The organism is Leifsonia sp. L25 (assembly GCF_050632895.1).
In genome coordinates this window covers 1092028-1116090 of the sequence record NZ_JBODRZ010000003.1, presented here as the reverse complement: position 1 = coordinate 1116090, position 24063 = coordinate 1092028, and the positions used below count along the sequence as shown (strand labels likewise).

The window sequence follows — 24063 nt, the reverse complement described above, 5'->3', positions numbered from 1 at the left end:
CGACCAACCACCAACTTAAAGGACACCCATGACCGAAATCACCGCGCAGACTCAATGGAAACGCACAGGACTTGTCCTCGCCCGCAACGCGGAGGGCTACGGCGCTCATGTCGTCGGCGATCCCTGCGTTGTCTGGGACTCGGAGCTCAGCGCGTGGCGGATGGTGCTTTTCTACGACAGGCCCGGACACGGAACTTCCATCTCCCACGACCCATCCGCGGCACCGGGAACGTGGGCTACCCCCACCCCACTGGATTTCACCAACCCCGAGCTTCTTCCCGCGGGCGGCGGCACGCACAAGCCATTCATCGTCTCAGACGCGCACGAACCCAACCAGGCCAGCTTCGTCGACGGCCGCTATTGGCTCGTAACCGTCAGCTTCACCGGAAACTCGCGCGAGAAGCGCGTCCAGAGGGCTTGGTCTACGTCCTTGGCTGGCCCCTGGACGCTCGAACCCGAGGAGCTGATCAGCCGCGGTGCTCCCGGGGCATTCGATGAAAACCATGTCGACGCCGTCAGCGGATATTGGCTCGAAGAGACGGGTGAATTCATCTATTACTACATGGGCTATCCGTTGCAGCCGCAGCCGTGGGCCCACTCGCCCTACGGAAATGCCATTGGGGTCGTTACCCAGAAGCCAGGCGGTCGAACGGTCGCTCACGGGGTAATGCTGAACCCGAGCGATACGGAAGGCCACTGGGCATCGGGCTATCTCGGGGGCTTCCAACTGCTCGACGGAAGCCATCCCGCAATGAAGCCGTTGGCGGCGGGGCACCGATGGGTGGCCGTGCTCAATGCGTCACCGACCCCGCCCCGGCGGGACGGAGAGCTGACAAGCGAGGAGCCCGCACCTTCCCTTGGTGGTCTCGCCTTCTCCGACGCCGACTCTCCGGTCGAGGGCTGGGAGCTGGCGCCGGAACCGTTCGAATGGATCGAGCAGATCCCTGCTGATGCGATCGCAGCAGGTGAGGGCGTCAATCTCTGGCGGCAGCACCTGATCGTTACGCCTGACGCCACCCGACTGCTGTACAACAGCGGCTTTTACGGTGAAGAGCAGATGTACTCAAAACTACTGCGATGCCCCGAGGTGGCAAGGCAAGTGCCGGGTCGATCTCTCAAGCGCGACCCGGCCTTCACGCCGGTCGGCCTTAGGTCTTAGCGTCAGAGCACCGGGCGACTGTGACAGGCGACACGGCACGTGTGCCATGCGTTTCGCTGAGACGGTCGCCGCAGTTGCGGCGACCGTCATCGTGCAGACGGTGCAAGCTCGGCAGCCCGGCGAGCCCAATTGACCTTGAGGGCCCTGCTGTGAGGCGGGCCGCCTGTGGGTCTCACCCTGTTGAGGTTGCTCTCTTTCTCGGGCGCAGTCGGGTTGTCGCGGACCCCACCTGGCCGAATCTGGCGCAGGCGGGGTGCAAGGGCACCCCGCGGACCCGCAACCATGAGAGTCTGGATGCCATGCGCGTAGCAGCCATCGGCGCCACCTGCCACGTCGGAAGCTATCTCGTCCCTCGGCTGGTCAGGGCCGGCCACGACGTGGTGGCCGTGAGCCGCGGACGGCGTGAGTCCTATCATCCCGACTTCAGGGTGTCGGCGATCGCATCTCCCGCATGACGATCGGGTGATGCCCAGCGCCCCCAAGCAGGGCGCTCTGGAGATGCACGTCGCCATATCGGTGGTCGGCGTCGCATATAAAACTGACGGAGGTTGTTGACAGTCGGGTCTTCCACTTGGGAGGAAGACTGCATGACATCAACACTCTCCGCCTCGGCCCTGCGGGCCATTGAACGGCGGGCGAATCACCCGGCCGATGGCCGGGCGCTTCTTGTTGGTTCTGCACCGCGAAACGCTCCTCCCGCACCGGGGCCACTACGAGAATCCTCAACGATCCGAGTTCGCCCCGACTCCTCAATTAGGGGTGAATTGACCTGACTCGGCCGACAGTAGGCGCACTCGGCGCCTAACGCGAAGCGTCGAGCGCAGAACGTAGGTCCATTGCCTCGGCAAGCTTCTCGCTGGCCTCTTGAGCATCGAAACCGCGTTCGATCATGAGGATAGCGAGCTTGACCGACCCGCCCGCGGCGTCGAGCGCGCGGGTTGACTCGGCAGGGGCCCGGCCCGTGACACGCATCACTGCGCGTTCGGCGCGAGCGCGGAGCTTGCTGTTGGTGGCGCGTAAATCAACCATGATGTTGCCATATGTCTTCCCGAGACGAATCATGGTGATCGTAGAGATCATGTTGAGCACCAGCTTCTGAGCAGTGCCAGCCTTGAGCCGGGTCGACCCCGCGATAATCTCAGGGCCGACGATGACCTCGATGGCATGATCGGCGATCTTCCCGATCGCGGAGTCTGAATTGCACGCCACTGCGACGGTAAGCGCGCCGCACGATCGTGCGTACTGCAGTGCACCAACGACATAAGGCGTCCGTCCTGAGGCCGAAATACCAACAACGGAATCATTTGGCCCGAGATCCATCGAATTCATGTCCGCCTCGCCCGCGTGAGGATCGTCCTCGACCTCTTCGACCGCGGTACGGATGGCGATGTCTCCGCCGGCGATGAGACCGACCACGAGCGAGGGATCGGTGTTGAACGTGGGTGGGCATTCGCTGGCGTCCAGGATGCCTAATCGGCCCGGCGTGCCAGCGCCTACGTAGATCAACCGGCCGCCCCGGCGCATCGACGCAGAAATGTCGTCGATAGCTGCTGTGATCCGGGGAAGCGCAGCAGCGACAGCCACCGGCACGTCCCGATCGTGCTCATTCATGATGGCGGCGATTTCGGCGGTGGGGTATGTGTCGAGATCGCGGAGTGCATCGGTCGCGACCTCGGTCGTGAGCGTCTCGAGTTCAGCGCGCAGAGCAGCGCGCGCGTCAGAGCCGGGGTCGGGGAGGCTAAGCACGGATGGCATACCTTTCGTGTGGCAAATCATTTCGGACGGCGAGGAGGGCTGCCCCGTCGAGAGCTGTTCCGATCGCAGGTCGCCGCGTGAGTCCGCGGCCGGCGAAAGCGGCGTCGATCCGCGCGCGAAAATAGGGGTGATCCGCGAGGCCGCCCACGACAGCCACCGCGCCCAGCGCTGGAGTGGTGGCGGCGACGGTCGCAGCAAGGAGTTCGGCGGCGTCATCGATGATGTGTGTCGCGAGCGCATCCCCATCGGCTGCGTGAGCGAGGACAACCGGCGCAAACGAGGCGAGCCGGCTCGCGGAGTCGGCTGTCCCCACGAATGAGGGCAGCTTGTCCAGGCCACCTGCTAAACGGGCGGCGTCGTGCGTGAGGGTGGTGCGCTCGCCTCGACCGTCCTCGGCGCGGAGGGCGCCTGACAAACCCTGTTGTCCGATCCAGCGCCCGCTACCGTCATCGCCCAGCCAGGGACCCCAGCCGTCGGCGCGTGCGCGAGTGCCGTCCGGATCCACATGAAGAGCTACTGAGCCCGTTCCCATGATCAGCACGGTTCCAGCGTCACCGTCGAACGCTCCCACGTGGGCCGTCAGCACGTCGGAGCCAACGACTGTAGGCGCGTGCCAACGCTCGCGCAGCATCCGCGCGAGTTGCAGAGCCGCCGATGGTTCAGATTCAGCGCCGGCAGCCCCGACACCAATACAGGTCAAGACCGGGCTGTCCGTCACAGGAGAAGCGCGACACAACCGGTCGAGAAGCGGTGCGATTGAAGCGACCGCGCGGTCGGCGCCATCAGAGGAGGCGAGCCCGGGGAACCCGGGCCCCAGTTCGAGTCGGTCATCGAGGCGTAGACGGCAGGTCGTTTTGCCAAGGTCGATCGCGACCACGCGCTTCGTTACCGGTACGACTTCGTCCACTCGCACTGTTCCTCCTGATGAGAATAGCAACAATTTACAGCATCAGCCTCAACACGGTAAATGATTGACAAAGACGGAGCGAAATCAATAGTGTGAACCGGCGATCACTGTGAGGAGGGAGACCAGATGGCACTTGCCGAAAGCCTCACTAGTGTTCTCTCCGTGAGCATTCAGACAAGCATCCAATCGCATGCCGTCTCCCTTCCTCCCACCATGAAGCGCGTTGCGGACGTGATCCTGGAGCGGCCGCAGATCGTGGTCGAGAACACCATCAGCGAGCTGGCGCGTGCGTGCAACACGTCTGAGGCCACGATTGTGCGGTTCTGTCGCGCCCTCGGAGTCAGCGGATACCCCCAGCTCAAGCTGCAGCTGGCCGCTGAGCTTGCGAAAGAGTCGGCGGAGTTCGGGGCTACCGACGGGACCTACGGTGCCGACATCAGCCCGTCGGACACCCTGCAGGAGATGGTGGCAAAGATCGCCAGCAGCGAGATCATGGGCATCCGTGAGACCGCTGACAACCTCAGCATCGAGACCCTCCAGCGTGTCATCCGTCGCCTCGAGCGCGCCAAGCGAGTGGTGCTCTTCGGAGTGGGAGCTAGTAATGGCGGCGCGCAGGACCTTGCCCAGAAGCTGCTTCGGATCGGACACGTGGCCCTTGCTTTCCATGACGCCCACGATGCCCTCGTCTCCGCTGCCCTTTTAGGGCCGGGGGATGTGGCCGTCGGGTTCTCGCACAGCGGGCGCACGCGAGAGACGATCGCTTTCCTGAATGCCGCGGGCACGAAGGGGGCGCACACAGTTGCGATCACCAACATCCCCGACTCGCCGCTGGCCGAGCTGGCCGATGCTGTTCTCCGGACGGCGGTGCGCGAGACGATCTTCCGCTCTGGCGCGATGGCTAGCCGGATCGCACAGCTCACGATCGTCGATTATCTCTTCGTCGGAGTCGCGCGGGGCCGCTACGACCTCACCGTCCAGGCGCTCAAGAGCACGTACGAGATCGTCAAGGACCTTCGCGACGACAACTGATTGCCGCGGCCCTGTGCTGTTGTGCGCGGGTCGAGCGGCCCGACAGGGAGGAACAAATTTTCATGACCCGCACCCGCACCGGCGCCGAACTCGCCGCTGAGAACCCAGGGCTCCTGGGATCCGCCCCGATCGGCCTGCTGACGAACTTCACAGGAACACTTCCCGATCTGAGCAGGACAGCGGACGCTCTCGTGGCGGCGGGCGCCCCTGTCACGGTTCTCTTCGGCCCCGAGCACGGCTTGAATGGGTCGGTACAAGCGGGTGAGACCGAGCTCGAAGGATACGATGCGCGGACCGACCTTCCTGTTGTTGAGACCTACCTGAAGTCCGGTGGCGCGCTGGACGACATCGTGCGGGAGTCTGGTGTCGAGACCATCGTTTTCGACATGCAGGACCTCGGCGTTCGCTTCTACACATACATCTGGTCGATGTACGACGCGCTCGAGAGCGCGGCGCGCACCGGTGTGCGGTTCGTGGTTCTCGATCGTCCCAATCCGCTCGGCGGGTCAGTGCTAGAAGGCCCCGGCCTCGACACTGCGGGATTCGAGAGCTTCGTCGGACGGAGTGATATCCATCAGCGGCACGGGATGACGGCAGGAGAGCTCGCCAGACTTTTTGTGTCCCGCGACCTGGCCGCGCGCGGACTCTCGGTCGAACTGGAAGTCATCGGAGTAGACGGATGGGACCCCACGTCCGACTTCGGCGCGACGGGCCTCCCATGGGTCCCGCCATCGCCGAACATGCCGACGCTCGATACCGCATTTGCCTTCTGCGGCACTGGCCTGCTCGAGGGGACGAACGTCAGCGAGGGCAGAGGCACGACGAAGCCGTTCGAGATTTTCGGCGCACCCTGGATCGATGGCCGGCTCACGACTCGTCTGCGCGAGGCGGATATCCCCGGCGTGCTATTCCGCGAGGTCTGGTTCACACCCACGTTCCACAAGTACGCGGGCGAAGTGATTCGTGGGGCTCAGCTTCACGTCGTCAACCGCCGCGTGTACAGGCCCGTGGAAACCGGTTTGGCGATCCTCGACGCGCTTGCTGAACTCTATCCGGAGGAATTCTGGTTTCTTCCTCCCGGGGAGCGAGTCGACGGGCCCGACGGGCGTCACGCTATCGACCTGCTCTGGGGCTCCGACCAACTCAGGCTGACACGCCATGCAGGTGGATCTGTGGGGGCCTTGTCCGAGTCTTCTGTGTCAGTCGATGCTGTTTACGGGCCGGAAACGCTCCTTTATTCGCGACAGTGACGCCCAAAAGCTGAAAATCATTACCGACGTCATGCGAATGGCTGAAAATGCTTGACGTGACCTCGGTAGTGAAGGTAATTTCTATCCCACTGGCCGACGCTGTCCCGTACATAGGCAGTGCCGATGCCCGCTATAACCCACAGTGAAGTGACCGAGGAGAGCGATGCTGCAGACCACTGAGACCGTGTCGACCGTGACTATCCGTTCCTTTCGCGCTGGCGACGGTCCGCTAATCGCGGAGGCGTGGACGCGCTCCGCGCCCACTGATGGCATCACGTACGACCGGTTCCGGGACATGTTCCTGCTCGACCGCAACTTCGATGCGAAGGGCCTCTTTGTCGCTGATCGCGCCGGAGAGATCGTCGGAGCTGCCTATGCCGTGCGCCGCCGAATCGCGGCAGATGGAGCAGACCTCGAAAGCGAGGCGGGCTGGATCCCGTTCTTCTTCGTCGTGCCCGAGGCCCGTCGCTCCGGGATTGGGAGCCGTCTTATCGGCGACGTCAAGGATTGGCTCTCATCCCACGGCGCGCTCACTGCATACTTCTCCTCCTACACGCCCAACTACTTCCTTCCCGGTCTGGATGCCGAACGCTACCCCGAGGCGGCGCGGCTGCTCGCGCGCCTCGGCTTCACCACCCAGTACGAGTCTGTCGCGATGGACCGGACGCTCAACGACTACTGCTTCCCTGAGCGGACGCGGGAGCGGATCGCTGCCCTCGAAGCGGAAGGCTGGACCTTCGGCTCGCCGACAGGCGACGATCTCCCGGAACTCATCGAGATCGCAGGCGGCCGGTTCAACCCCGACTGGGCTCGCGGAATCCGTGAGGGTGTCCTGGGCGGCCAGGCGCTGGAGCGGATCATCGCCGTGCGCGACCCGCGTGGGCGCATGCTCGGCTGGGCGATGCACGGCACCTACGAGAACGTGCTCGAGCGATTCGGACCATTCGGCGTCCTCCCCGAGAGTCGCGGCACGGGCCTGGGAGAAATTCTTCTCCACTTGACCCTCGAACGCATGCGAGCCCTCGGCGCCCACAGCGCTTGGTTCCTGTGGACAGACGAGGACTCACCGGCCGGACACCTCTACCTCAAGAACGGCTTCAGCATCACCCGAACCTTCGCGATCCTCCACGCACCGCTCGCCCGTCTGAGTTGAGCCCCGCACACACACTCGCGAAGCATCCCCACTGAGAGGAAAGCAATGAAGAGAATACTGACCGGACGACGCCTCCGGGTGGCAGGCGCCGTCGCCATCGCCACCGCAGCAGCCCTGGCGATGAGCGCCTGCAGCGGTGGCGCATCCGGAGGCAACGACAATGGCAAGGTGACGCTGACCTTCCTGAGCCACTACGGCGACGAGCCGATGAAGAGTGGGATCAGCAACCTGATCAGCGCATGGAATTCATCGCACCCTGACATTCAGGTGAAGCAGCAGACAGTCTCCTTCGATGACTTGCTGACGACGCTCAACGTCCGCCAGACCGGAGGCCATGGCGCGGATATTCTGAGCTCCTACGCCCTCTGGGGCGGCCAACTCGCAGCCAACGGCGTTCTGGACACGCCGCCAGCAAACGTCGCGAGCGACATCAAGTCGAACTACAGCCCGGCCGCAGCTGCAGCAGTCACGGGTGGTGACGGACAGGTGTTCGGTTACCCGACCGAGTTCAACACCTACGTTCTCTATTACAACAAGAAGATTCTGGCCGACGCCGGCTTCAACGCACCGCCGGCCGACTGGGCCCAGCTTGAGCAGATCGCCGAGAAGACGACAAAGAAGGACGCATCAGGAAACTACCAAGTCGAGGGGCTCTCGCTTATCCAGGACGGTGACAACCAGACGGCCCACCCGTTCCTCTCCCTGTTGAATGCCGCGGGCGGAAAGTTTCTGAAGGCGGGCGGCAGCTCCGCTCTCGACAGCAAGGCCAAGTCGGTTATGCAACTGGAGTCCGATCTGGCTGCCAAGGGTGCGACGACCACGTCGATCATGCCGACGAAGGCCTTCCCGGCCAATCAGGTGGCGATGGCCATCCAGGCGAGCTGGTGGATCGGCAGCCTGAAGGACCAGATGAAGGACCAGTACGCGAACGTCGGCACCGCTCCTGTTCCCGGACCGAAGGCCGGCGAGCAGGGCTCCCTGGCGTACGCCTTCTTCACAGGAGTTAACGCGGGCAGCAAGCACAAGCAGCAGGCGTGGGAGTTCCTCCAGTGGTTCAACGCGCACAAGAACAAGGACGGAGTCACCGAGATGGGAAACTTCCTCGCGACGAACGGGCTCATTCCGCCGAGGAAGGCCGACGCGGCCATCCTCGGCCCGAAGCTCCAGGCGCAGGATCCCAACCTCAAGCCGATCTACGACGCAGCCTCATACGCGATGGCCGAGTCCAACGCCGCCAACGCTTACAAGGCGAAGACATCGTTGCACAACTCCCTCAACCAGATCCTCGTGAATCACGCGCCGGTCAGCCAGACCCTCGACTCGCTGGTCACGGAAATCAACCGCAAGTAAACCAACCACAGCCGTGAGGGAGGGAGAGACTCCTCCCTCACGGTGGAGACTCACATGACTGGCACATTAGCGACCGCCACGACGGCGCGAGAACTCAGCACCAGCGGGATGCGAACCGCATCGGCGAACAGTCGTCGGTTCCGCCGCGAAGGTCGGGCTGGGTACCTGTTCCTGGCGCCGTCGCTCCTCTTCTTCCTGATCTTCCTCATCCTGCCGTCGTTCTTCGCCATCTACCTGTCGCTGTCGCAGTGGGGTGGATACGACCTCACGAAGATCAAGTTCATCGGCATAAACAATTACGCCGACATCCTCAACTTCAACGGCACATTCGTGTCGCCGATCCTGGTCAACACCTTCGTGTTCGCCGGCCTTTCGGTCATTCTCGCGGTCGGGGCGTCTCTCCTCGTCGCCCAGTGCATCGAACGGCTCCGCTTCCAGGGCTTCTGGCGATTCCTTTACTTCCTTCCCGTGGTCGCGACAGTGGTTGCGGTCGGGAACGTCTGGAAGATGATGTACCAGCCGTCAGGCCTGGTCAACGGCCTGCTCAACGCGCTGCACATCAACTCGATCGGTTTCCTCTCCGATCCCAAGATCGCGCTGCCGTCGGTCGCCGTGGTACAGGCATGGGCATCCCTCGGCGCGGCGGTGCTCATTCTCACGGCCGGTATCAAGGCGATCGACCGCAACGTTTATGAAGCGGCCGAGATCGACGGTGCGAACAGTTGGACTACCTTCTGGAGCATTACGCTGCCGTTGCTGCGGCCATCCCTGGTGTTCGTGTTCATCACCCAGTGCATCGCCGGGCTGCAGTCGTTCGCGCTGATCATCGTGATGACGAAGGACGGGGGCCCGGTGAATTCCACCAATGTGGCGGCGTTTGACATGTACCAGCAGGCGTTCAAGTTCGGCGCGTGGGGCACGGCGAGTGCGATGGCGATGGTGCTGTTCGTGATCGTCTTCATCATCACCCTGGTCCAGCTCTGGATCAGCCGACGAGCAGGAGACGACGACTGATGCACATGCGCAACAAACGAGTCCGGACCCCGTGGCTCGCTTATTTCATCGTCGCAGTCGGCGGTGTCGTGATGGCTCTTCCCTTCTTCGACATGGTGTCGAGCTCGTTCAAGGGTTCAGGCGAATACGGGATCCTGCCTTACCACTTCCTGCCGCAAGCGTTCACCTGGGACAACTACGCAGCAGCCTTCTCGCAGTTGCAGTTGGGCAAACTGTTCATGACCAGCGTGATCGTGACGGTCTCGGTGACGGCGTCGGTTCTGATCACCTCAGCTATGGCGGGCTATGCGCTGGCCAAGCTGCGGTTCCGCGGCCGGGATGTGATCTTCCGCTTCATCCTGGCGACGATGATGCTTCCGCCGTTCCTGCTGCTCATCCCGGACTTCCTCATCATGCTGAACTGGCCGTTGGCCGGAGGGAACAACATCTTCGGACAGGGTGGCGACGGCGGCATGACGACAAACATCGTTTCGCTGATGCTCCCCTTCCTCGTCAGCGGGTTCGGAATCTTCCTCATGAGGCAGTTCATGGTCGGTATTCCGAACGAGATGCTCGAGGCCGCGCGAATTGACGGCGCGGGGGAGTGGAGGCTGTTCGCCAGCATCGTGCTCCCTCAAGCTAAGCCGGTCGCGATCACGCTCGGCCTCATTACGTTCGTCGGCCAGTGGAACGAATACATCTGGACGTCGCTCATGGCCTCGGTGAACCCCGACCTGATGACGCTCCCTGTCGGCATCCAGTTACTGCAGAGCTTCATCGACCCCAACCGGACGATGCCGATCGTGATGGCCGGCATCGTCATCAGTACCATTCCGGTGCTGATCCTCTTCCTCTTCCTGCAGAAGTACTACGTCCGTGGCGTTGTGCTCTCGGGAATGAAGTAAACAACGTGCTCGAATCACGAGCCACCGAAACAGAAACGGAGCGAATTTGATGAGGACAGTCCTGGCCATCGGCGGACACATCGGCGACATGGACCTCACAGCCGGACCGACGCTAGCGAAGCTCGCATTGGAAGGCGCGCGCACGATCATACTGGCGTGCACGTATGGCGAGCGCGGACATCCCCGGCTTCATCCGGACGAATATCGCGTCCAGAAGGTGCAAGAGGGCAAGGAGTTCGCTGCCGGAATCGGAGCGGAGTTCCGCGTTCTCGACTACTCCGACGGCTTCCTGCCCGACACCGACGAGGCCGCCGAACAGATCGCGGACATCATCCGTGCCGAGAAGCCGGACACCATCATCACGCACTGGACAAAGTCCATCCACCGTGATCATGAGCGAGCTGCGATCCTGGCCGAGCGTGCACGCTTCGTGGCGTCGCTCCCAGTGGACAGCCCACTCGGCCGCCACAGTGTCGAGAACTTCCTCCACGCTGACAACTGGGAAGACGCAGAGGACTTCGTGCCTGACCTATACGTCCCGATCCCGGAGGAGGCGTTCCAACGCTGGGCCAGCGCGATTCAAGGCCAGGCGTTCGCCCGCGGAGAGACCTACGGCTTCCGTTACATCGATTACTACACCGCGATGATGTCGGCGAAGGGCTGCCTCGCGGGCGTGGATCGCGCGTGCGGTTTCAAGCGTGGCGGCGACAAATTCGAGCTCGCCGGGCCGTAAACCTGACTCCCCGAGATGGCTCAGTCCGGCTTGAGTTGGAGGAAGATGTCTGAGTTCGCGCGGCCACCACTGCCTGGGCACACTGTTGCGTGTTTGGAGTGCTGGCAGGTGAGCTACGGCGTATTTCTGCCCGCCGGACTCGTCGAGCGGATGACGCCGCGGGGGACAGCTCTGTGGCAGGAGCCCTCACCGACGCACGCACCGAATTGCCCGGTGGTCGAGAGATGCTCGATGTGGGGGTGAGCCACATGTTCGCATAGCAGCGTCGCCGACGCTGTTGCCAGAGCCCGACGCCATCTTCGATTCCTCGCAGCGGGAGTACGCCGGTCAGCTGATGGCTGGCATTCCCGGGCATTCGCCGGCGATCGCGTGATCGCGGTGATCAGGCATCGTATCGACGAGAACAGGAGTGCCTCCATGTCGACCGACACGGAACTCACCGCGAAACTCGAACAACTCGCGCCCGGGACGGTTCGCGGCCGCGCGATCGATCGGCTGGCGATGTCGCATGAGGCGTCCCATTACCTGATCACCCCGTTGGGGGTCGTCACCGTCGAGGATCGACACCATGTGAGCCGGCTCATGCGGTTCGTGGCGGAGAACGGCGTACCGCTGAGCTTCCGGTCCGGAGGGACCAGCCTTTCGGGGCAGGCCTCGACTGATGGACTCCTTCTGGACACCCGCAAGAACTTCCGAAAGATCGACGTGCTCGACGACGGGGCGCGGGTTCGGGTGCAGCCGGGGGCGACCGTGCGTCAGGTCAACACGCGGCTGGCTCGCTACGGGCGCAAGCTGGGGCCGGACCCGGCGAGCGAGTCGGCTTGCACGCTCGGCGGCGTCATCGCGAACAACTCCAGCGGGATGGCCTGCGGTACTGAGCTCAATACCTACAACACCATCGAGTCGGCGGTCCTTGTCCTTGCAGACGGCACCGCCATCGAGACCTCGGGTCCCGACGCCGACGATCGGCTTCGGATGGCCGCACCGGAGCTCTGGGCAGGGCTCGTCGAACTGCGCGACGAGGCCCGCGCCGACCCGCAGATCGTGGCCGCCATCCGGCGGCAATACGCGATCAAAAACACCATGGGCTACGGAGTGAACTCTTTTCTCGATCACGATTCGCCTACGGAGATCCTCCTTCACCTGATTGTGGGCAGCGAGGGGACGCTCGCGTTTGTCGCCGAAGCGACGCTGAGGACTGTGCCCGTGTGTCCGCACGTCGCTACCGGGATGCTCTATTTCCGGTCGCTCGCCGATGCAACGGGCGCGCTCCCCGCGCTCGTCGCGTCAGGGCTCGCGACGGTGGAACTGCTTGACTCGACGTCGCTTAGGGTCGCACAGCGCGATCCCGGCGCCGACGAGCAGCTACTGACCCTCGACGTGGACGGGCACGCTGCACTCCTCGTCGAATTTCAGGAAGAGAACAGCGTCGCGTTGGCAGAACGGCTGATCGCTTGGGAGGCGGTCACCGCCGCGCTCCCGCTTGCCGGGCCCGCCGCGCTCACCGAGGATGCTGTACGACGCAACGCGCTGTGGCATATCCGCAAGGACCTCTACGCCACTGTCGCTGGCAACCGGCCGTCAGGGACGACTGCTCTGCTGGAAGACATCGCTGTCCCCGTGCGCGCGTTGCGAGAGACCTGCGAGGGCCTGACCGAGCTCTTCGACCGGTACGGCTATGAGGACAGCGTCATCTTCGGTCACGCCAAGGACGGCAACATCCATTTCATGCTCACCGAGCGGTTCGATCTCCCCAACGCCAAGAAGCGCTACGCGGAGTTCACCGAGGAGATGGTGGCGCTCGTGCTCCGTCACGGCGGCACCCTGAAAGCCGAGCACGGGACCGGCCGGATCATGGCCCCCTACGTTCGACGCCAGTTCGGCGACGAGATCTACGGCTTGATGCTCCGCGTCAAGCAGCTGGCCGACCCCCGAGGGCTGCTCAACCCTGGCGTGCTGATGAACGAGGATGCAGAGGCTCCGCTCAAGAATCTAAAGGTGACGCCCACCGTTGAGGCCGAGGTCGATCGCTGTGTTGAGTGCGGCTACTGCGAGCCGGTCTGTCCCAGTAAAGACGTCACCATCACGCCACGTCAGCGCATCGTGCTGCGCCGGGAGCGAGAGCGCGCACGACTTGCCGGCGACGCAGAGCTGGTGGAGGCGTTGGATCGCGACTACGCATACGACGGTGTGGACACATGCGCTGCGGACGGAATGTGCCGGACGGCTTGTCCGGTCCGAATCGACACCGGAAAGCTTGTGAAGCGCCTCCGCGCGGAGCAAAGCAACACTGTCGTCTCAAGTGGCTGGAACGTGGCAGCCCAGCACTGGGGAGCGATCACCCGAGCGGGCAGTATCGCCATGACCACCGCCAGGGCGCTCCCCGCGCCGCTGGTCACCGGGGCCACATCAGTAGGCCGGGTCCTGCTCGGCGCGGACAACGTTCCGCGATACGACCGAGGGCTGCCAAGGGGAGGGTCGCGGCGACGCCCGCACGCGAGGCCTGACGCGGTCGCCGTCTATGTTCCGTCTTGCATCGGTGCCATGTTCGGTCCTGCCGAATCGTCGCTCGGTGTGCGAGACGCATTCCTTTCGCTCTGTGCGCGCGCGGGCGTCACCGTAACCATCCCTGCGGGCGTGGAGTCGATGTGCTGTGGGACGCCGTGGACCTCGAAGGGGAACCTCCTAGGACACAAAGTGATGAGCGAGCGCGTGCTCGCGGCCCTCCGCGACGCCACCCGGGGCGGCGAGTTGCCTGTCATTTCGGATGGCGTCTCCTGCACGGAGGGGTTCCTGAACATGGCCGCAGACACGGGCCTCACGGTGATCGACGCCGTCACATTCGCGGAGCGCGAGCTGCTTCCCGGGCTCGTCATCAGCTCGGAATTCGAGTCGATCGCCGTGCACCCTACGTGTTCATCGACCCGTCTCGGTGTCACCGATCCGATGCTCGCTCTTGCTCGCGCGATTAGCGATGACGTTGTCGTGCCCGACGACTGGGGTTGTTGCGGTTTCGCAGGCGATCGAGGGATGCTGCACCCGGAACTCACGGCTGCGGCCACCCGTCCGGAGGCGGCGGCGCTCGCGGACCGGACTTTTTCGGCGTATGCGTCCGCCAACCGGACATGCGAACTCGGGATGACTCGCGCCACAGGAAAGCCCTACCGGCACATTCTCGAGCTTCTGGACGATGCGACGCGAGCACCCAGGGCAAGCGGTCCCGCTGATGAGCGAGAGGGACAATAGAGACAGATGGCTGAAGTCGTCGTCGTAGCAGACAAGGACGCCGCGGGCGAGCTCGCGGCGGAGTCGATCCAGCGGCTGATCTCCGCCAAACCGGACGCGGTGCTCGGGCTGGCGACCGGGTCCACCCCGCTCCCGGTGTACCGTGCGCTGGCCCGGCGGATCGCCGCGTCGGGCCTCGACGTCTCGCACGTGCGCGGCTATGCCCTGGACGAGTACGTCGGCCTGCCCGCGCGGCACCCTGAGTCGTATCGCGCCGTCATCACCCGCGAGGTCGTGGAGCCGCTCGGGCTCACCCCGTCGCTGATCCATGTGCCCAATGGCGCCATCGCGACGATCGAGCACGCCGGAGCCGACTACGAGAAGGCGATCGCCGAGTCCGGCGGCGTCGACGTGCAGATCCTCGGCATCGGCACCGACGGCCACATCGGCTTCAACGAGCCCGGCTCGTCGTTCGCGTCGGTGACGCGGGTGAAGACACTGACCGAGCAGACCCGCAAGGACAACGCGCGCTTCTTCGCCAGTGAAGCCGACGTACCGATGCATTGCATCACGCAGGGGCTCTCGACGATCCTGCGCGCCCGGCATCTGCTGCTGCTCGCGTTCGGCGAGGGCAAGGCGGAGGCGCTGGCCGGGGCGGTGGAGGGTCCGGTGTCGGCCTCCAACCCGGGGTCGGCCATCCAGCTGCACCCGCACGTCACCGTCCTGGTCGACGAGGCGGCGGCCTCCCGACTCCGCAACATCGACTACTACCGCTACGCCTACGACCACAAGCCGGCCTGGCAGAAGCTGTAGGGATGCCGCAGCGCGCGCGCTGAAGGGAACCTGGTAGCCGCGCGACGACTATGTCCACATCGGCGGTGTCGACCGGGGCGCGATCGGCGTGGTCAGCAAACGCATCGCCGCCCACGGCGCCCCGAACGGGTGCTCTCCGACCACGGGCCGCACTGATCGCCTCGATGGGCAGTGTCGGTGACTGCTACGACTGTCAGTCTGTTTCTGCCGGATCCCGCGAGGATCGGGTAGTCCTGGCCGGCGCGGTCTGACCCGTGCTTATGGCTGACCCAGATGGTGTCTTGGCGTTGATCTGTCGACCGTCCGGCCGGGCATGCAAGAACCGCTGCCGCCGGACGGGCGTGACCTAATAGGAGCCTGGAGCAGACTTTTGAGAGCGTCCCCGTGACAGTCCTGTCCACCCGCCGGCGACAGCGTGACATCAACGCTAACCGGCAAGGAGACAGCACGCTATGACAGCCCTCGGAACGGCCCGCTCCGGACACGTCGTTGTCGGCATCGACACACATAAGCACATTCACGTTGCCGCCGTGATGGACACCATCGGAGGGATCCTCGCAACACTGACGATCACGACCGACCAGGCGGGATTCAAACAGGCACTGGAATGGGGTGAGTCGTTTGGGAAGATCCTCGCGTTCGGCATCGAGGGGACCGGCTCCTATGGGGCAACCTTGACATCGTTCCTGCGCCGCCACGGACACAAAGTCGTCGAGGCAGGGCGACCCGATAGGCGGTCCCGACGAGTGAACGGGAAGTCGGACACGCTCGATGCGGAGAACGCTGCCCGATCCGTTCTAGCTGGGTTTGCGACCGCGACACCGAAGACTGCGGACGGGACGGTTGAGATGATCCGTCAGCTCAAGATCGCCCATGATTCCGCGGTCGCGGAGCGCTCCGCGACGATGGTCACGATCAAAGCAATGCTCGTCCACGGCTCCGACGAGCTGCGCAGGGAAACGAGCCGCAAGTCCCAGATTATGCTCGCTCGTCACCTCGCGGCACTGCGCCCGCGAGCGTTGGAGACCCCCGACGATGCGCTGCGACACTCGCTGCGCTCCCTCGCGCGGCGCTGGCAGAACCTGGACGCCGAAGCCAAGGAACTCACCGCGATGATCCAGCAACTCGTCACCGACACCGCCCCGCAACTGGTCGAGCAATTCGGGATCGGCATCGACACCGCAGCGGAGATCCTCATCGTCGCAGGCGACAATCCCGAACGGATCCGATCCGAGGCAGCATTCGCGAAACTCGCCGGCATCAGTCCCGTTCCAACAGGGTCAGGCATGACAAGCGGGCGTCACCGAATCAACCACGGCGGACACCGACAACTCAACGCCGCCATCTATCGCACGGTGATCGTTCGGATGCGGTTCCACGAGCCCACAATCGCCTACGTCGCCCGCCGCACCGCCGAGGGAAAGAGCAAACGCGAGATCATCCGCTGCCTCAAGCGCTACGTCATCCGCGAGGTCTATCACCTCATCAAAACCAACCCAAGAACCGGCGAAATCGGAAGTTGACAACTATAGGAGCGTCAACGCGATGATGGAATCGTTTTGGTCCGGCGTGCAGATCGAACTGCTCGACGCCCAGCCTTGGGCCACCAGGCGGCAACTGGGGACGGCGATGTTCTCCTGGATCGAAGCCTGGTACAACCCGCGCCGACGACACTCCGCGCTGGGCTACCACTCCCCGGCGGACTACGAGAAAATCGTCCCGACGACAGTCACCCTGGCTGCCTGAAACGACACATCAAACTGTCCGAGCAACCGGGGGAAGATCATTTCGCCAGCGGTCCGCGGCACCCAAAAGCCCCGACCCAAATCTTGGGTTTTAGCGGTCGTTGCAACACCTGGAAATTCTGGGAGTTGCAACGACCGTGGCCCGTTTGAAGAGTTCTTCGAAGGATCGACGCCGCTTCACGCAGGAGGATAAGGACGCCTTCTTCGTATTGTTCGAGGCGTATGGGAGCACGACGATCGCCGCGCGTGAGCTGGGGCTGAACCCAGCGACGTGTTCCTCGTGGGTGTGGAAAGCCGGGCTGCGCAGTCGCGGGAAGCCTGGCGCCGGCCCGCATCCCGGAAAGGACAGTTACCTCGAGTTGCGGCGCCAGGGCGTTTCCCGGCAGGAAGCAGCGGTCGCCGTTGGCGTGAATATTCGCACGGCTCGGGATTGGGACAACGGCGTCCGCAGGCTCGGTCCCCGTCGCCTTTATCCGGACGGTCGCCTCGTCGACTACAAAACCGGTATGACGACGTTTCTGGATAGCGCCGAGACGACTCCGTCGGCGACGATCTCCCAGTTGCAGAAGAAGCTGGATCCCCGGTTTCTCTCATTGGAAGAACGCGAGCAGATTCGGGATCTGCTCCGTGACGGGTTCTCGTTGAGGAGCATCGCTCTCCAGCTCGGGCGATCGCCGTCGACGATCAGTCGCGAGCTCTCCCGCAACCGGTCCTCGAGTGGAACATATCACCCGTTCGCAGCCCATCGCCGCTCGGCAACCCGTCGCCCAAGACCGAAGCCGCGGCGTCTGGTGACACAACCACGGTTGCGTGCTTTCGTTGAGTCGAAGCTGGCGTTGCGGTGGTCTCCTGAGCAGATCAGTCGCGCACTGAAACGCCAGTTCCCGGACGATGTTGGGATGCAGGTGGCGACCGAGACGATCTACCAAGCGCTCTATCTCCAAGGACGCGGGCAGCTGCGCCGCGACCTTGCCACCGCGCTGCGGACCGGACGCGCTCGTCGCCGACCGAATCGAAGCCCTGGCACCCGCCGCCCGCGGTTCGTTGACCCCATGATCATGATCTCAGAGCGTCCCGCCGAAGTTGAAGATCGCGCCGTTCCCGGACATTGGGAAGGCGACCTCATCATCGGTGCTGACCATGCCAGCGCGATCGGCACCCTCGTCGAGCGCACCAGCCGATTCGTAATGCTCGTCCATCTCCCGAACGACCACGCAGCCGAGACCGTTCGCGACGGCCTCATAGCGACAATGAGCACCCTGCCGGTCGCGTTGAAGAAGTCGCTGACCTGGGACCAGGGAGCAGAGATGGCAGCGCATAAGTCGTTCACGATCGCGACCGACATGGACGTCTACTTCTGCGACCCAGCCTCACCCTGGCAACGAGGATCGAACGAGAACACGAATGGGTTGCTGCGGCAGTACTTCCCGAAAGGCACCAACCTCTCCGCCCACACCCAAGCCGATCTCGCCCGCGTCGCACACGAGCTGAACACCCGCCCACGCAAAACGCTCGACTGGGAAACTCCAGCCGAGCGTCTCGCTAAGCTACTCGCCAACTAACCGCCGTGTTGCAACGACCACTGGAATCCGCCAATTGGGCCGGGGCTTTTACTTCCTCAGTGGGGCTAATCGACGTGGTCGACGATCTCCGCGATCGAGTGCGCTGTCTTCAACACGCGTGCGGCCGTGTCTCGAATAATGGTGGCGTCTTGATTCGCCCATCCGGTGATGTAGCCGATGCTGTACGAGCTGGTGTCGAATCCGGTCAGTCCAGCAACGATAAAGGCCACCGATTCGGCTTCGACCTCCATTCGTCCTCGATGAGCGCGGTACTCGTCGATGTCGTCGATATGGTGCAGCTCAATGTGCGCTGTCTCGTGGATGAGGGTCTTGGCCGCTTGCTCGATCGCTAGGTTCTCGGCCAGGGTCACCTGGTGTGACTCGGGGTCGGTGAATCCGCTAGCGCTAGTAAGCGGTGCGCGATGGATGCTCCATCCGTGTGCCTCAAGGTGGGCCGACAGCGGAGCGATGATGCCGTGGTCGTCTTCACCGGTGAGGCGACGGGTCGGGTCTGCCGGCAGCGGCTCGGCTCCCTCGATCGGATCGGTTTGAGCGATGTCGAAAACTGACAGGGTGGGGAAATATCGTGCGACTCGCTCATCGCTTTCTGCTGCCTCGTCGGTGTCGCTGTCGGGCCTCGCCGTCTTCTTTTCGCGGTATCCGAAGATCTTGATCGACCTTTCGCCCTTGCGCACTTGGCGTCCTTTGGCCTGCCATTGCCGGAATCCGGCGACCATGGTCGCGTCTGGGTTTTGGGACAGGATCAACAGCACGTTGTTCAGGCTGTAGTTGTGGAAGGAGCGAGCGAACTCCAGGAATGTGCGCCATTGTCCGCTGTCGGCTAGCTGCTGGACTTGCTCCACGATCGACGCATGCAGTGCCTCCGCCTGCGCTTGGCGCTCCTCCGCATGCCGGGTGATGACCTTGCTGCTCATGATCCGTGCCTCCCGATCGACCCTGCTACGGGCCTGTGTCAAATCCGCGGGTGTTGATTTGGTTGTCCCGCCGATCAGTTCTTTTGCCGTTCCGGCACAGAGATCGAGAGCGCGTGGAGGCAGCGCAGTGCCCGGAGGGGTGGCGTCCCTTGGGGTGGTGTAGTTCTTGGGCTTGAGTGTCACGTCGTTGACGTGGCGAGCCATCGTGCGATGGTCAGTGAGAACTGTCTAGGAATCTCACGAAAGGACACAAACGCACGATGGCTCTTGACCAGTCTGCCCTCCTCGAGCTGCTCGGGGAACTCAAACTCACCGATGTGACCGATCGGATCCGGGTCGCGACCGAGACGCTCTATCAGGAGTTGATCGACGCGGAAGCGGCCGCGTTCATCGGCGCAGCCCCGTTCGAACGCAACCCGGATCGGGTGGCCCAGCGCAACGGGACCCGACCGCGGGCGTTGACCACGACCGCCGGCGAGCTGGAGTTGAAGATCCCCAAGCTGCGGCAGGGCAGCTTCTTCCCGTCGCTGCTGGAGCGGCGCCGCCGGGTCGACCAAGCGTTGTTCGCGGTGGTGATGGAGGCCTATGTTCACGGTGTCTCAACCCGGAAGGTCGATGATCTGGTGAAGGCGCTCGGCGCCGGCACCGGGATCTCCAAGTCCGAGGTGTCCCGGATCTGCGCCAACCTGGACGAGGACGTCGCCGCGTTCCGGGACCGGCCGCTGGCGGAGACGACCTACCCGTATGTGTTCCTGGACGCCACCTACTGCAAGGCCCGCGTCGGCCGACGAGTGGTCTCCCAAGCCGTCGTGGTCGCGGTCGGTGTCGCCGCCGACGGCCGCCGTGAAGTCCTCGGCTTCGAGGTCGGCGAGACCGAGTCGCAACCGTTCTGGACCACGTTCCTGCGCTCGTTGAAAGCGCGCGGACTCGACGGGGTGAAGCTGGTGATCTCCGACGCTCACACCGGTTTGATCGCCGCCATCGCCACCGTGTTCGCCGGCGCAGCCTGGCAACGCTGCCGCGTCCACTTCATGCGCAACGTCCTCGCCAACGTCCCGAAGACCGCCGGGCCGATGGTTGCCTCGATCATCCGCACGATCTTCGCCCAACCCGACACTGAACACGTCACCGCGCAGTTCGGCGAGGTCACCCAGATGCTGGCCCGGTCCCATCCGAAGGTCGCGGACATGCTCGAGGACGCCCGTGATGACCTGCTCGCCTTCACCGGGTTCCCGACCGCGCATTGGCGGCAGATCTGGTCCACGAACCCGTTGGAGCGGGTCAACAAGGAGATCAAACGCCGCACCGACGTCGTCGGCACCTTCCCCAACCCGGCCGCCCTGCTGCGTCTGGCCGGGCACGTCCTGATCGAGCAGCACGACGAGTGGGACGGCGCCGACCGCCGCTACTTCAGCGAGCACTCCATGAAGCTGCTGGACGTTCAACCCGAGGAGGTGGCAATCCCCGAACTCACTGCGGCATAATCACCAACAGCTGATCCCGCACGGTGTCGAGAAACTCCACCACTCAACGGGACGCCACCGCCCGGAGGGGAGCGGTTGCTAAGCGGAGGGAGCGCAGCGAGCGGAGTCTGCAAATAGCGACTGGAGGGAACGGAGCTGGTGGAGGAAGCTACGATCGGCCGGCCGGAATGGCAAGAAGTCGGCTGCAAGGGCAGGACGCCGAGGCGTTCCGAAGGGGGTGGTCGCCGAAGGCACCTTCGGACGCAGTGCAGGGCTCGAATGGCGTCGTTGATTGGGTCCGAATGTCCGAAGGTTCTTTAATATCATGATCCGATATCGGACTGCGATAATGTTGCCTCGTGCATGAGCTTCAGAAGGCGGCGATCGTGCTGCACGTGCTGCACCATGCATCCGAGGAACCCGTTCACGGGGCGTGGATGAGCGAGGAACTCGCGCACCACGGCTACAACCTGTCGCCCGGGACCCTGTACCCGACCATGCATCGAATGGAACGCGACGGCCTGCTCGTCTCCGAGCGGGTTGTTGTCGACGGCCGCACGAGACGCATCTACAGAGCCACCCCGGCCGGAGTTGCCGCTCTGGAAGAGGGCCGTCGAGCCACTCGCGAACTCGCCAATGAAATCCTTCCGGAGGAAAAGAAGCCATGACGAACACTCCGGCTGCTGCTGCCAACGATGCGCTTGCCCGTCGCCTGAACCTAGGTGACGCGGTCGTCATCGGCCTGGGGTCGATGATCGGCGCGGGCATCTTCGCCTCCTTCGCTCCCGCCGCTGCAGCCGCCGGGGCGGGGCTGCTGATCGGTCTCGTGATCGCGGGGTTCATCGCGTTCTGCAACGCGACCTCCTCCGCCCAGCTCGCGGCGCAGTACCCGACCTCCGGTGGCACATACGTCTATGGGCGGGAACAGTTGGGCGAGTGGTCGGGGTTCTTCGCCGGCTGGTCGTTCGTTGTCGGCAAGACCGCCAGCTCGGCGGCGATGGCGATCACGTTCGCCACCTACGCGGTGCCCGGCCCGTGGGTGAAGCCGGTCGCGATCCTCGCGGTCATCCTGCTCACCATCGTCAATACGCTGGGCATCACCCGCACCGCGCTGCTGACCCGTGTCCTGGTCGGGATCTCCCTGGTCGCGCTCACGGTTGCGGTGATCATCGGCTTCACCCACACGGCCGCCAGCGCAGCCCTGCCGGGCCCAGAGGTTACCGTGTACGGGGTGCTGCAGTCCGCGGGCTTCCTGTTCTTCGCTTTCGCCGGGTACGCCCGCGTGGCGACGATGGGCGAGGAGGTCATCAATCCGGCCCGCACCATCCCGCGGGCGATCACCACCGCCCTCACGATCACGCTGATCGTGTACGTCCTCGTCGCCGTGTCGGCCCTGCACGCTCTCGGGCCGGCCGGGCTCGCCTCCGCCTCCGCTCCGCTCGGCGCGGTCGCCAACACCACGGGAGCAGCCTGGCCCGGCATAGTCATCCGCATCGGCGCCGCCGCCGCAGCACTTGGGGCGCTCCTGGCCATGATCGCCGGTATCGGCCGCACCAGCCTCGCTATGGCCCGCAACCGCGACATCCCGCACTGGTTCGCAGCCGTCCACCCGCGCTTCAGCGTCCCCTACCGGGCAGAACTAACCCTAGGCATGATCGTCTGCCTGCTCATCGCAGTCACCGACCTCCGCGGCGCGATCGGCTTCTCCAGCTTCGGCGTCCTGCTCTACTACTTCGTCGCCAACAGCTCCGCCTGGACCCAGAACCGCGAGAACCGCCGCTATCCGCGCTTCCTCGCCATCGCCGGCGCGATCGGATGCCTCATCCTCGTCGCCACCCTCCCACTCAGCTCGATCATCGCCGGCATCATCGTCCTCGCCATCGGACTCGGCTACCGACTGATCAGGCTCCACGTTCAGAGCGACTCGGCGCGCTGAATCCGACGGGCCGGCGGCCCTTCCGGCGTCGGCTGAGGGAGAATCTCGAGGCGGGGCGCGCGGGGGAGTCATCCAAGCGGGGAGCGGTACCCACCGACGCGCGCGTTGTTCCATGACCGCAACGTGTGTCTCAGGTGTTCGAGAATGGCTGCGTCGAACTTGATGTTGTCGGTAGGGAGCGACGGGTAGCCTCCGACCTTCCCAAGCTCCTCGTCCGAGGCTTCGTTGATTGCGTAGATGTATCGGTCGTAGAGCGGCGCATCGTTATAAACGAACCAAAAGTAGTTGAACCTTTGTCCGACCTCGTCGAGTAGGGCCCGGATCGGCGATGTTCCTGATTCGGCTAGATACCGGCGCGGGGCAGCGTCGAGCATGTCAGCTATTTCGTTGGCTACCATCGCAGTCAAGTGGACCGCATATAGCGCCGCTAGGAGGCGCGCGACGGCGTCGTAGGGTTGCGGCAATCCAACGTGGAAACCACCCATGTAGTTGTTCGAATTCTCATGCAGTTGGCGGCTGGCGCGATTCGTGGGATGCAGAAACTGTCCCAAGAAGGTGTAGTGCGCCTCGATGCGTTTGACCTCCTCGACGGATGCAAGTTGATTCAGGGAAAGACAGATCAAGAGCGCGTCGTAGCTCAGGAAATAGCGGTAGCGAAATCCAGCCTCGTCCCGGTGCTTTCTTCGCGATCGTGCGCTACTTGGGGTCTGGCTGCGATAGCTGGAGGGCACGGGGTCGAAGTAGTCGTCATCATCCAAGCGATAGACGTCTGGCCGGAACTCGTTGTAGTGAAAGTAGTGGACCGGAACAATGAAGTCCCGGCTCGGTTTCGTTCTTCAATCCCTCGTAAACCCACATGCGTCGATCCCGGCCCCGACCGGGATAGCGTTGCACGCTAAGGCAGCTCAAAGCCTCGCCGCGACTGTGTAGGTCTTCTAGCTCGGCCCGGGCCTCGGAAAGGGCGTCTCGCCACTCTTGGCGCGTTCGCTTGATCTCGGGCTCGACCTGGAAGTATCGACTGCCTTTCGTCATGAGGCGAAGGAGTAGGGCGTGCTCAAGAAGGGACCGAGTGAGTCCGAGCGCGTCCGAAACCCGGCCACTACGGACTAGGAGGGCAATCGTCGAGACGGTCTCCATCCGGAGATTGGCA

General features: G+C 63.8%; 20 protein-coding genes and 1 pseudogene. 17 read left to right on the top strand and 4 right to left on the bottom strand.

What is annotated here, in order from left to right; all coding sequences use genetic code 11:
• Positions 1-28: 28 nt before the first annotated feature.
• Entirely contained in the window at positions 29-1159 is a 1131-nt protein-coding gene (locus tag ACRAWC_RS09245; protein WP_431347451.1) for a hypothetical protein, read from the top strand.
• 801 nt (positions 1160-1960) lie between these two features.
• On the opposite strand, the gene murQ is transcribed toward ACRAWC_RS09245, so the two are convergent.
• On the bottom strand, positions 1961-2905 hold the full coding sequence (gene murQ, locus ACRAWC_RS09240; protein ID WP_431347450.1) for an N-acetylmuramic acid 6-phosphate etherase: 945 nt from the start codon (positions 2903-2905) through the stop codon (positions 1961-1963).
• Positions 2898-3821, bottom strand: a complete 924-nt coding sequence (locus tag ACRAWC_RS09235) for an N-acetylglucosamine kinase (protein ID WP_431347449.1) — start codon at positions 3819-3821, stop codon at positions 2898-2900. Before ACRAWC_RS09235 ends, murQ begins: the two co-directional genes overlap by 8 nt.
• A 126-nt stretch (positions 3822-3947) precedes the next feature.
• Between ACRAWC_RS09235 and ACRAWC_RS09230 the strand changes: the two genes are divergently transcribed.
• The 13 genes and pseudogenes from ACRAWC_RS09230 to ACRAWC_RS09170 all read left to right on the top strand — a co-directional run.
• The gene (locus ACRAWC_RS09230; protein WP_431347448.1) at positions 3948-4850 is read left to right on the top strand and encodes a MurR/RpiR family transcriptional regulator; all 903 of its coding nucleotides are present in this window, start codon (positions 3948-3950) and stop codon (positions 4848-4850) included.
• 62 nt (positions 4851-4912) lie between these two features.
• Positions 4913-6100, top strand: coding sequence for an exo-beta-N-acetylmuramidase NamZ family protein (locus ACRAWC_RS09225; protein ID WP_431347447.1), 1188 nt, complete (start codon positions 4913-4915; stop codon positions 6098-6100).
• Between the two features lie 163 nt (positions 6101-6263).
• The gene (locus ACRAWC_RS09220; RefSeq protein WP_431347446.1) at positions 6264-7253 is read left to right on the top strand and encodes a GNAT family N-acetyltransferase; all 990 of its coding nucleotides are present in this window, start codon (positions 6264-6266) and stop codon (positions 7251-7253) included.
• Between the two features lie 45 nt (positions 7254-7298).
• A complete protein-coding gene (locus tag ACRAWC_RS09215; RefSeq protein WP_431347445.1) occupies positions 7299-8603 on the top strand; it encodes an extracellular solute-binding protein in 1305 nt (434 codons plus the stop codon).
• A 54-nt stretch (positions 8604-8657) separates the two neighbouring features.
• A complete protein-coding gene (locus ACRAWC_RS09210; protein ID WP_431347444.1) occupies positions 8658-9617 on the top strand; it encodes a carbohydrate ABC transporter permease in 960 nt (319 codons plus the stop codon).
• On the top strand, positions 9617-10501 hold the full coding sequence (locus ACRAWC_RS09205; RefSeq protein ID WP_431347443.1) for a carbohydrate ABC transporter permease: 885 nt from the start codon (positions 9617-9619) through the stop codon (positions 10499-10501). The genes ACRAWC_RS09210 and ACRAWC_RS09205 overlap by 1 nt, the downstream gene beginning before the upstream one ends.
• A 49-nt stretch (positions 10502-10550) precedes the next feature.
• A complete protein-coding gene (locus tag ACRAWC_RS09200; protein WP_431347442.1) occupies positions 10551-11234 on the top strand; it encodes a PIG-L deacetylase family protein in 684 nt (227 codons plus the stop codon).
• 369 nt (positions 11235-11603) lie between these two features.
• Complete coding sequence (locus ACRAWC_RS09195; RefSeq protein WP_431347441.1) at positions 11604-14480, top strand: FAD-binding and (Fe-S)-binding domain-containing protein; 2877 nt, start codon at positions 11604-11606, stop codon at positions 14478-14480.
• Positions 14481-14486: 6 nt separating this feature from the next.
• The gene (locus ACRAWC_RS09190) at positions 14487-15272 is read left to right on the top strand and encodes a glucosamine-6-phosphate deaminase (protein ID WP_431347440.1); all 786 of its coding nucleotides are present in this window, start codon (positions 14487-14489) and stop codon (positions 15270-15272) included.
• A 452-nt stretch (positions 15273-15724) separates the two neighbouring features.
• The gene (locus ACRAWC_RS09185; protein WP_431347439.1) at positions 15725-16795 is read left to right on the top strand and encodes an IS110 family transposase; all 1071 of its coding nucleotides are present in this window, start codon (positions 15725-15727) and stop codon (positions 16793-16795) included.
• Between the two features lie 22 nt (positions 16796-16817).
• Entirely contained in the window at positions 16818-17018 is a 201-nt protein-coding gene (locus ACRAWC_RS09180) for an IS3 family transposase (protein ID WP_431347438.1), read from the top strand.
• 358 nt (positions 17019-17376) lie between these two features.
• Positions 17377-18579, top strand: coding sequence for an IS30 family transposase (locus ACRAWC_RS09175; protein ID WP_431349408.1), 1203 nt, complete (start codon positions 17377-17379; stop codon positions 18577-18579).
• Positions 18518-18649, top strand: a pseudogene (locus ACRAWC_RS09170) (IS5/IS1182 family transposase); the annotation flags it as partial. The gene ACRAWC_RS09175 and the pseudogene ACRAWC_RS09170, both read left to right, overlap by 62 nt.
• On the opposite strand, the gene ACRAWC_RS09165 reads toward ACRAWC_RS09170, so the two are convergent.
• Complete coding sequence (locus ACRAWC_RS09165) at positions 18645-19718, bottom strand: ArdC-like ssDNA-binding domain-containing protein (RefSeq protein WP_431347437.1); 1074 nt, start codon at positions 19716-19718, stop codon at positions 18645-18647. The pseudogene ACRAWC_RS09170 and the gene ACRAWC_RS09165 overlap by 5 nt on opposite strands.
• Positions 19719-19774: 56 nt before the next feature.
• Here ACRAWC_RS09165 and ACRAWC_RS09160 point away from each other — a divergent pair, with 56 nt between their 5' ends.
• The 3 genes from ACRAWC_RS09160 (at position 19775) to ACRAWC_RS09150 (ending at position 22913) form a co-directional block, all read left to right on the top strand.
• Entirely contained in the window at positions 19775-20998 is a 1224-nt protein-coding gene (locus tag ACRAWC_RS09160) for an IS256 family transposase (protein WP_431347436.1), read from the top strand.
• A 338-nt stretch (positions 20999-21336) separates the two neighbouring features.
• Positions 21337-21645, top strand: a complete 309-nt coding sequence (locus ACRAWC_RS09155) for a PadR family transcriptional regulator (RefSeq protein ID WP_431347435.1) — start codon at positions 21337-21339, stop codon at positions 21643-21645.
• Entirely contained in the window at positions 21642-22913 is a 1272-nt protein-coding gene (locus ACRAWC_RS09150) for an APC family permease (protein ID WP_431347434.1), read from the top strand. The genes ACRAWC_RS09155 and ACRAWC_RS09150 overlap by 4 nt, the downstream gene beginning before the upstream one ends.
• A gap of 68 nt (positions 22914-22981) precedes the next feature.
• On the opposite strand, the gene ACRAWC_RS09145 is transcribed toward ACRAWC_RS09150, so the two are convergent.
• Positions 22982-23671 (bottom strand): hypothetical protein, encoded by a 690-nt coding sequence (locus tag ACRAWC_RS09145; RefSeq protein WP_431347433.1) that lies wholly within the window; start codon positions 23669-23671, stop codon positions 22982-22984.
• Positions 23672-24063 lie beyond the last annotated feature (392 nt).

What these genes read in the sequence shown, in the direction of transcription:
- ACRAWC_RS09165 (WP_431347437.1), bottom strand. Translation starts at nt 19,718, where the DNA reads ATGGCTCGCCACGTCAACGACGTGACACTCAAGCCCAAGAACTACACC.
- ACRAWC_RS09160 (WP_431347436.1), top strand. Translation starts at nt 19,775, where the DNA reads ATGGCTCTTGACCAGTCTGCCCTCCTCGAGCTGCTCGGGGAACTCAAA.
- ACRAWC_RS09230 (WP_431347448.1), top strand. Translation starts at nt 3,948, where the DNA reads ATGGCACTTGCCGAAAGCCTCACTAGTGTTCTCTCCGTGAGCATTCAG.
- ACRAWC_RS09200 (WP_431347442.1), top strand. Translation starts at nt 10,551, where the DNA reads ATGAGGACAGTCCTGGCCATCGGCGGACACATCGGCGACATGGACCTC.
- ACRAWC_RS09245 (WP_431347451.1), top strand. Translation starts at nt 29, where the DNA reads ATGACCGAAATCACCGCGCAGACTCAATGGAAACGCACAGGACTTGTC.
- ACRAWC_RS09205 (WP_431347443.1), top strand. Translation starts at nt 9,617, where the DNA reads ATGCACATGCGCAACAAACGAGTCCGGACCCCGTGGCTCGCTTATTTC.
- ACRAWC_RS09150 (WP_431347434.1), top strand. Translation starts at nt 21,642, where the DNA reads ATGACGAACACTCCGGCTGCTGCTGCCAACGATGCGCTTGCCCGTCGC.
- ACRAWC_RS09180 (WP_431347438.1), top strand. Translation starts at nt 16,818, where the DNA reads ATGATGGAATCGTTTTGGTCCGGCGTGCAGATCGAACTGCTCGACGCC.
- ACRAWC_RS09215 (WP_431347445.1), top strand. Translation starts at nt 7,299, where the DNA reads ATGAAGAGAATACTGACCGGACGACGCCTCCGGGTGGCAGGCGCCGTC.
- ACRAWC_RS09190 (WP_431347440.1), top strand. Translation starts at nt 14,487, where the DNA reads ATGGCTGAAGTCGTCGTCGTAGCAGACAAGGACGCCGCGGGCGAGCTC.
- ACRAWC_RS09220 (WP_431347446.1), top strand. Translation starts at nt 6,264, where the DNA reads ATGCTGCAGACCACTGAGACCGTGTCGACCGTGACTATCCGTTCCTTT.
- ACRAWC_RS09225 (WP_431347447.1), top strand. Translation starts at nt 4,913, where the DNA reads ATGACCCGCACCCGCACCGGCGCCGAACTCGCCGCTGAGAACCCAGGG.
- ACRAWC_RS09210 (WP_431347444.1), top strand. Translation starts at nt 8,658, where the DNA reads ATGACTGGCACATTAGCGACCGCCACGACGGCGCGAGAACTCAGCACC.
- ACRAWC_RS09185 (WP_431347439.1), top strand. Translation starts at nt 15,725, where the DNA reads ATGACAGCCCTCGGAACGGCCCGCTCCGGACACGTCGTTGTCGGCATC.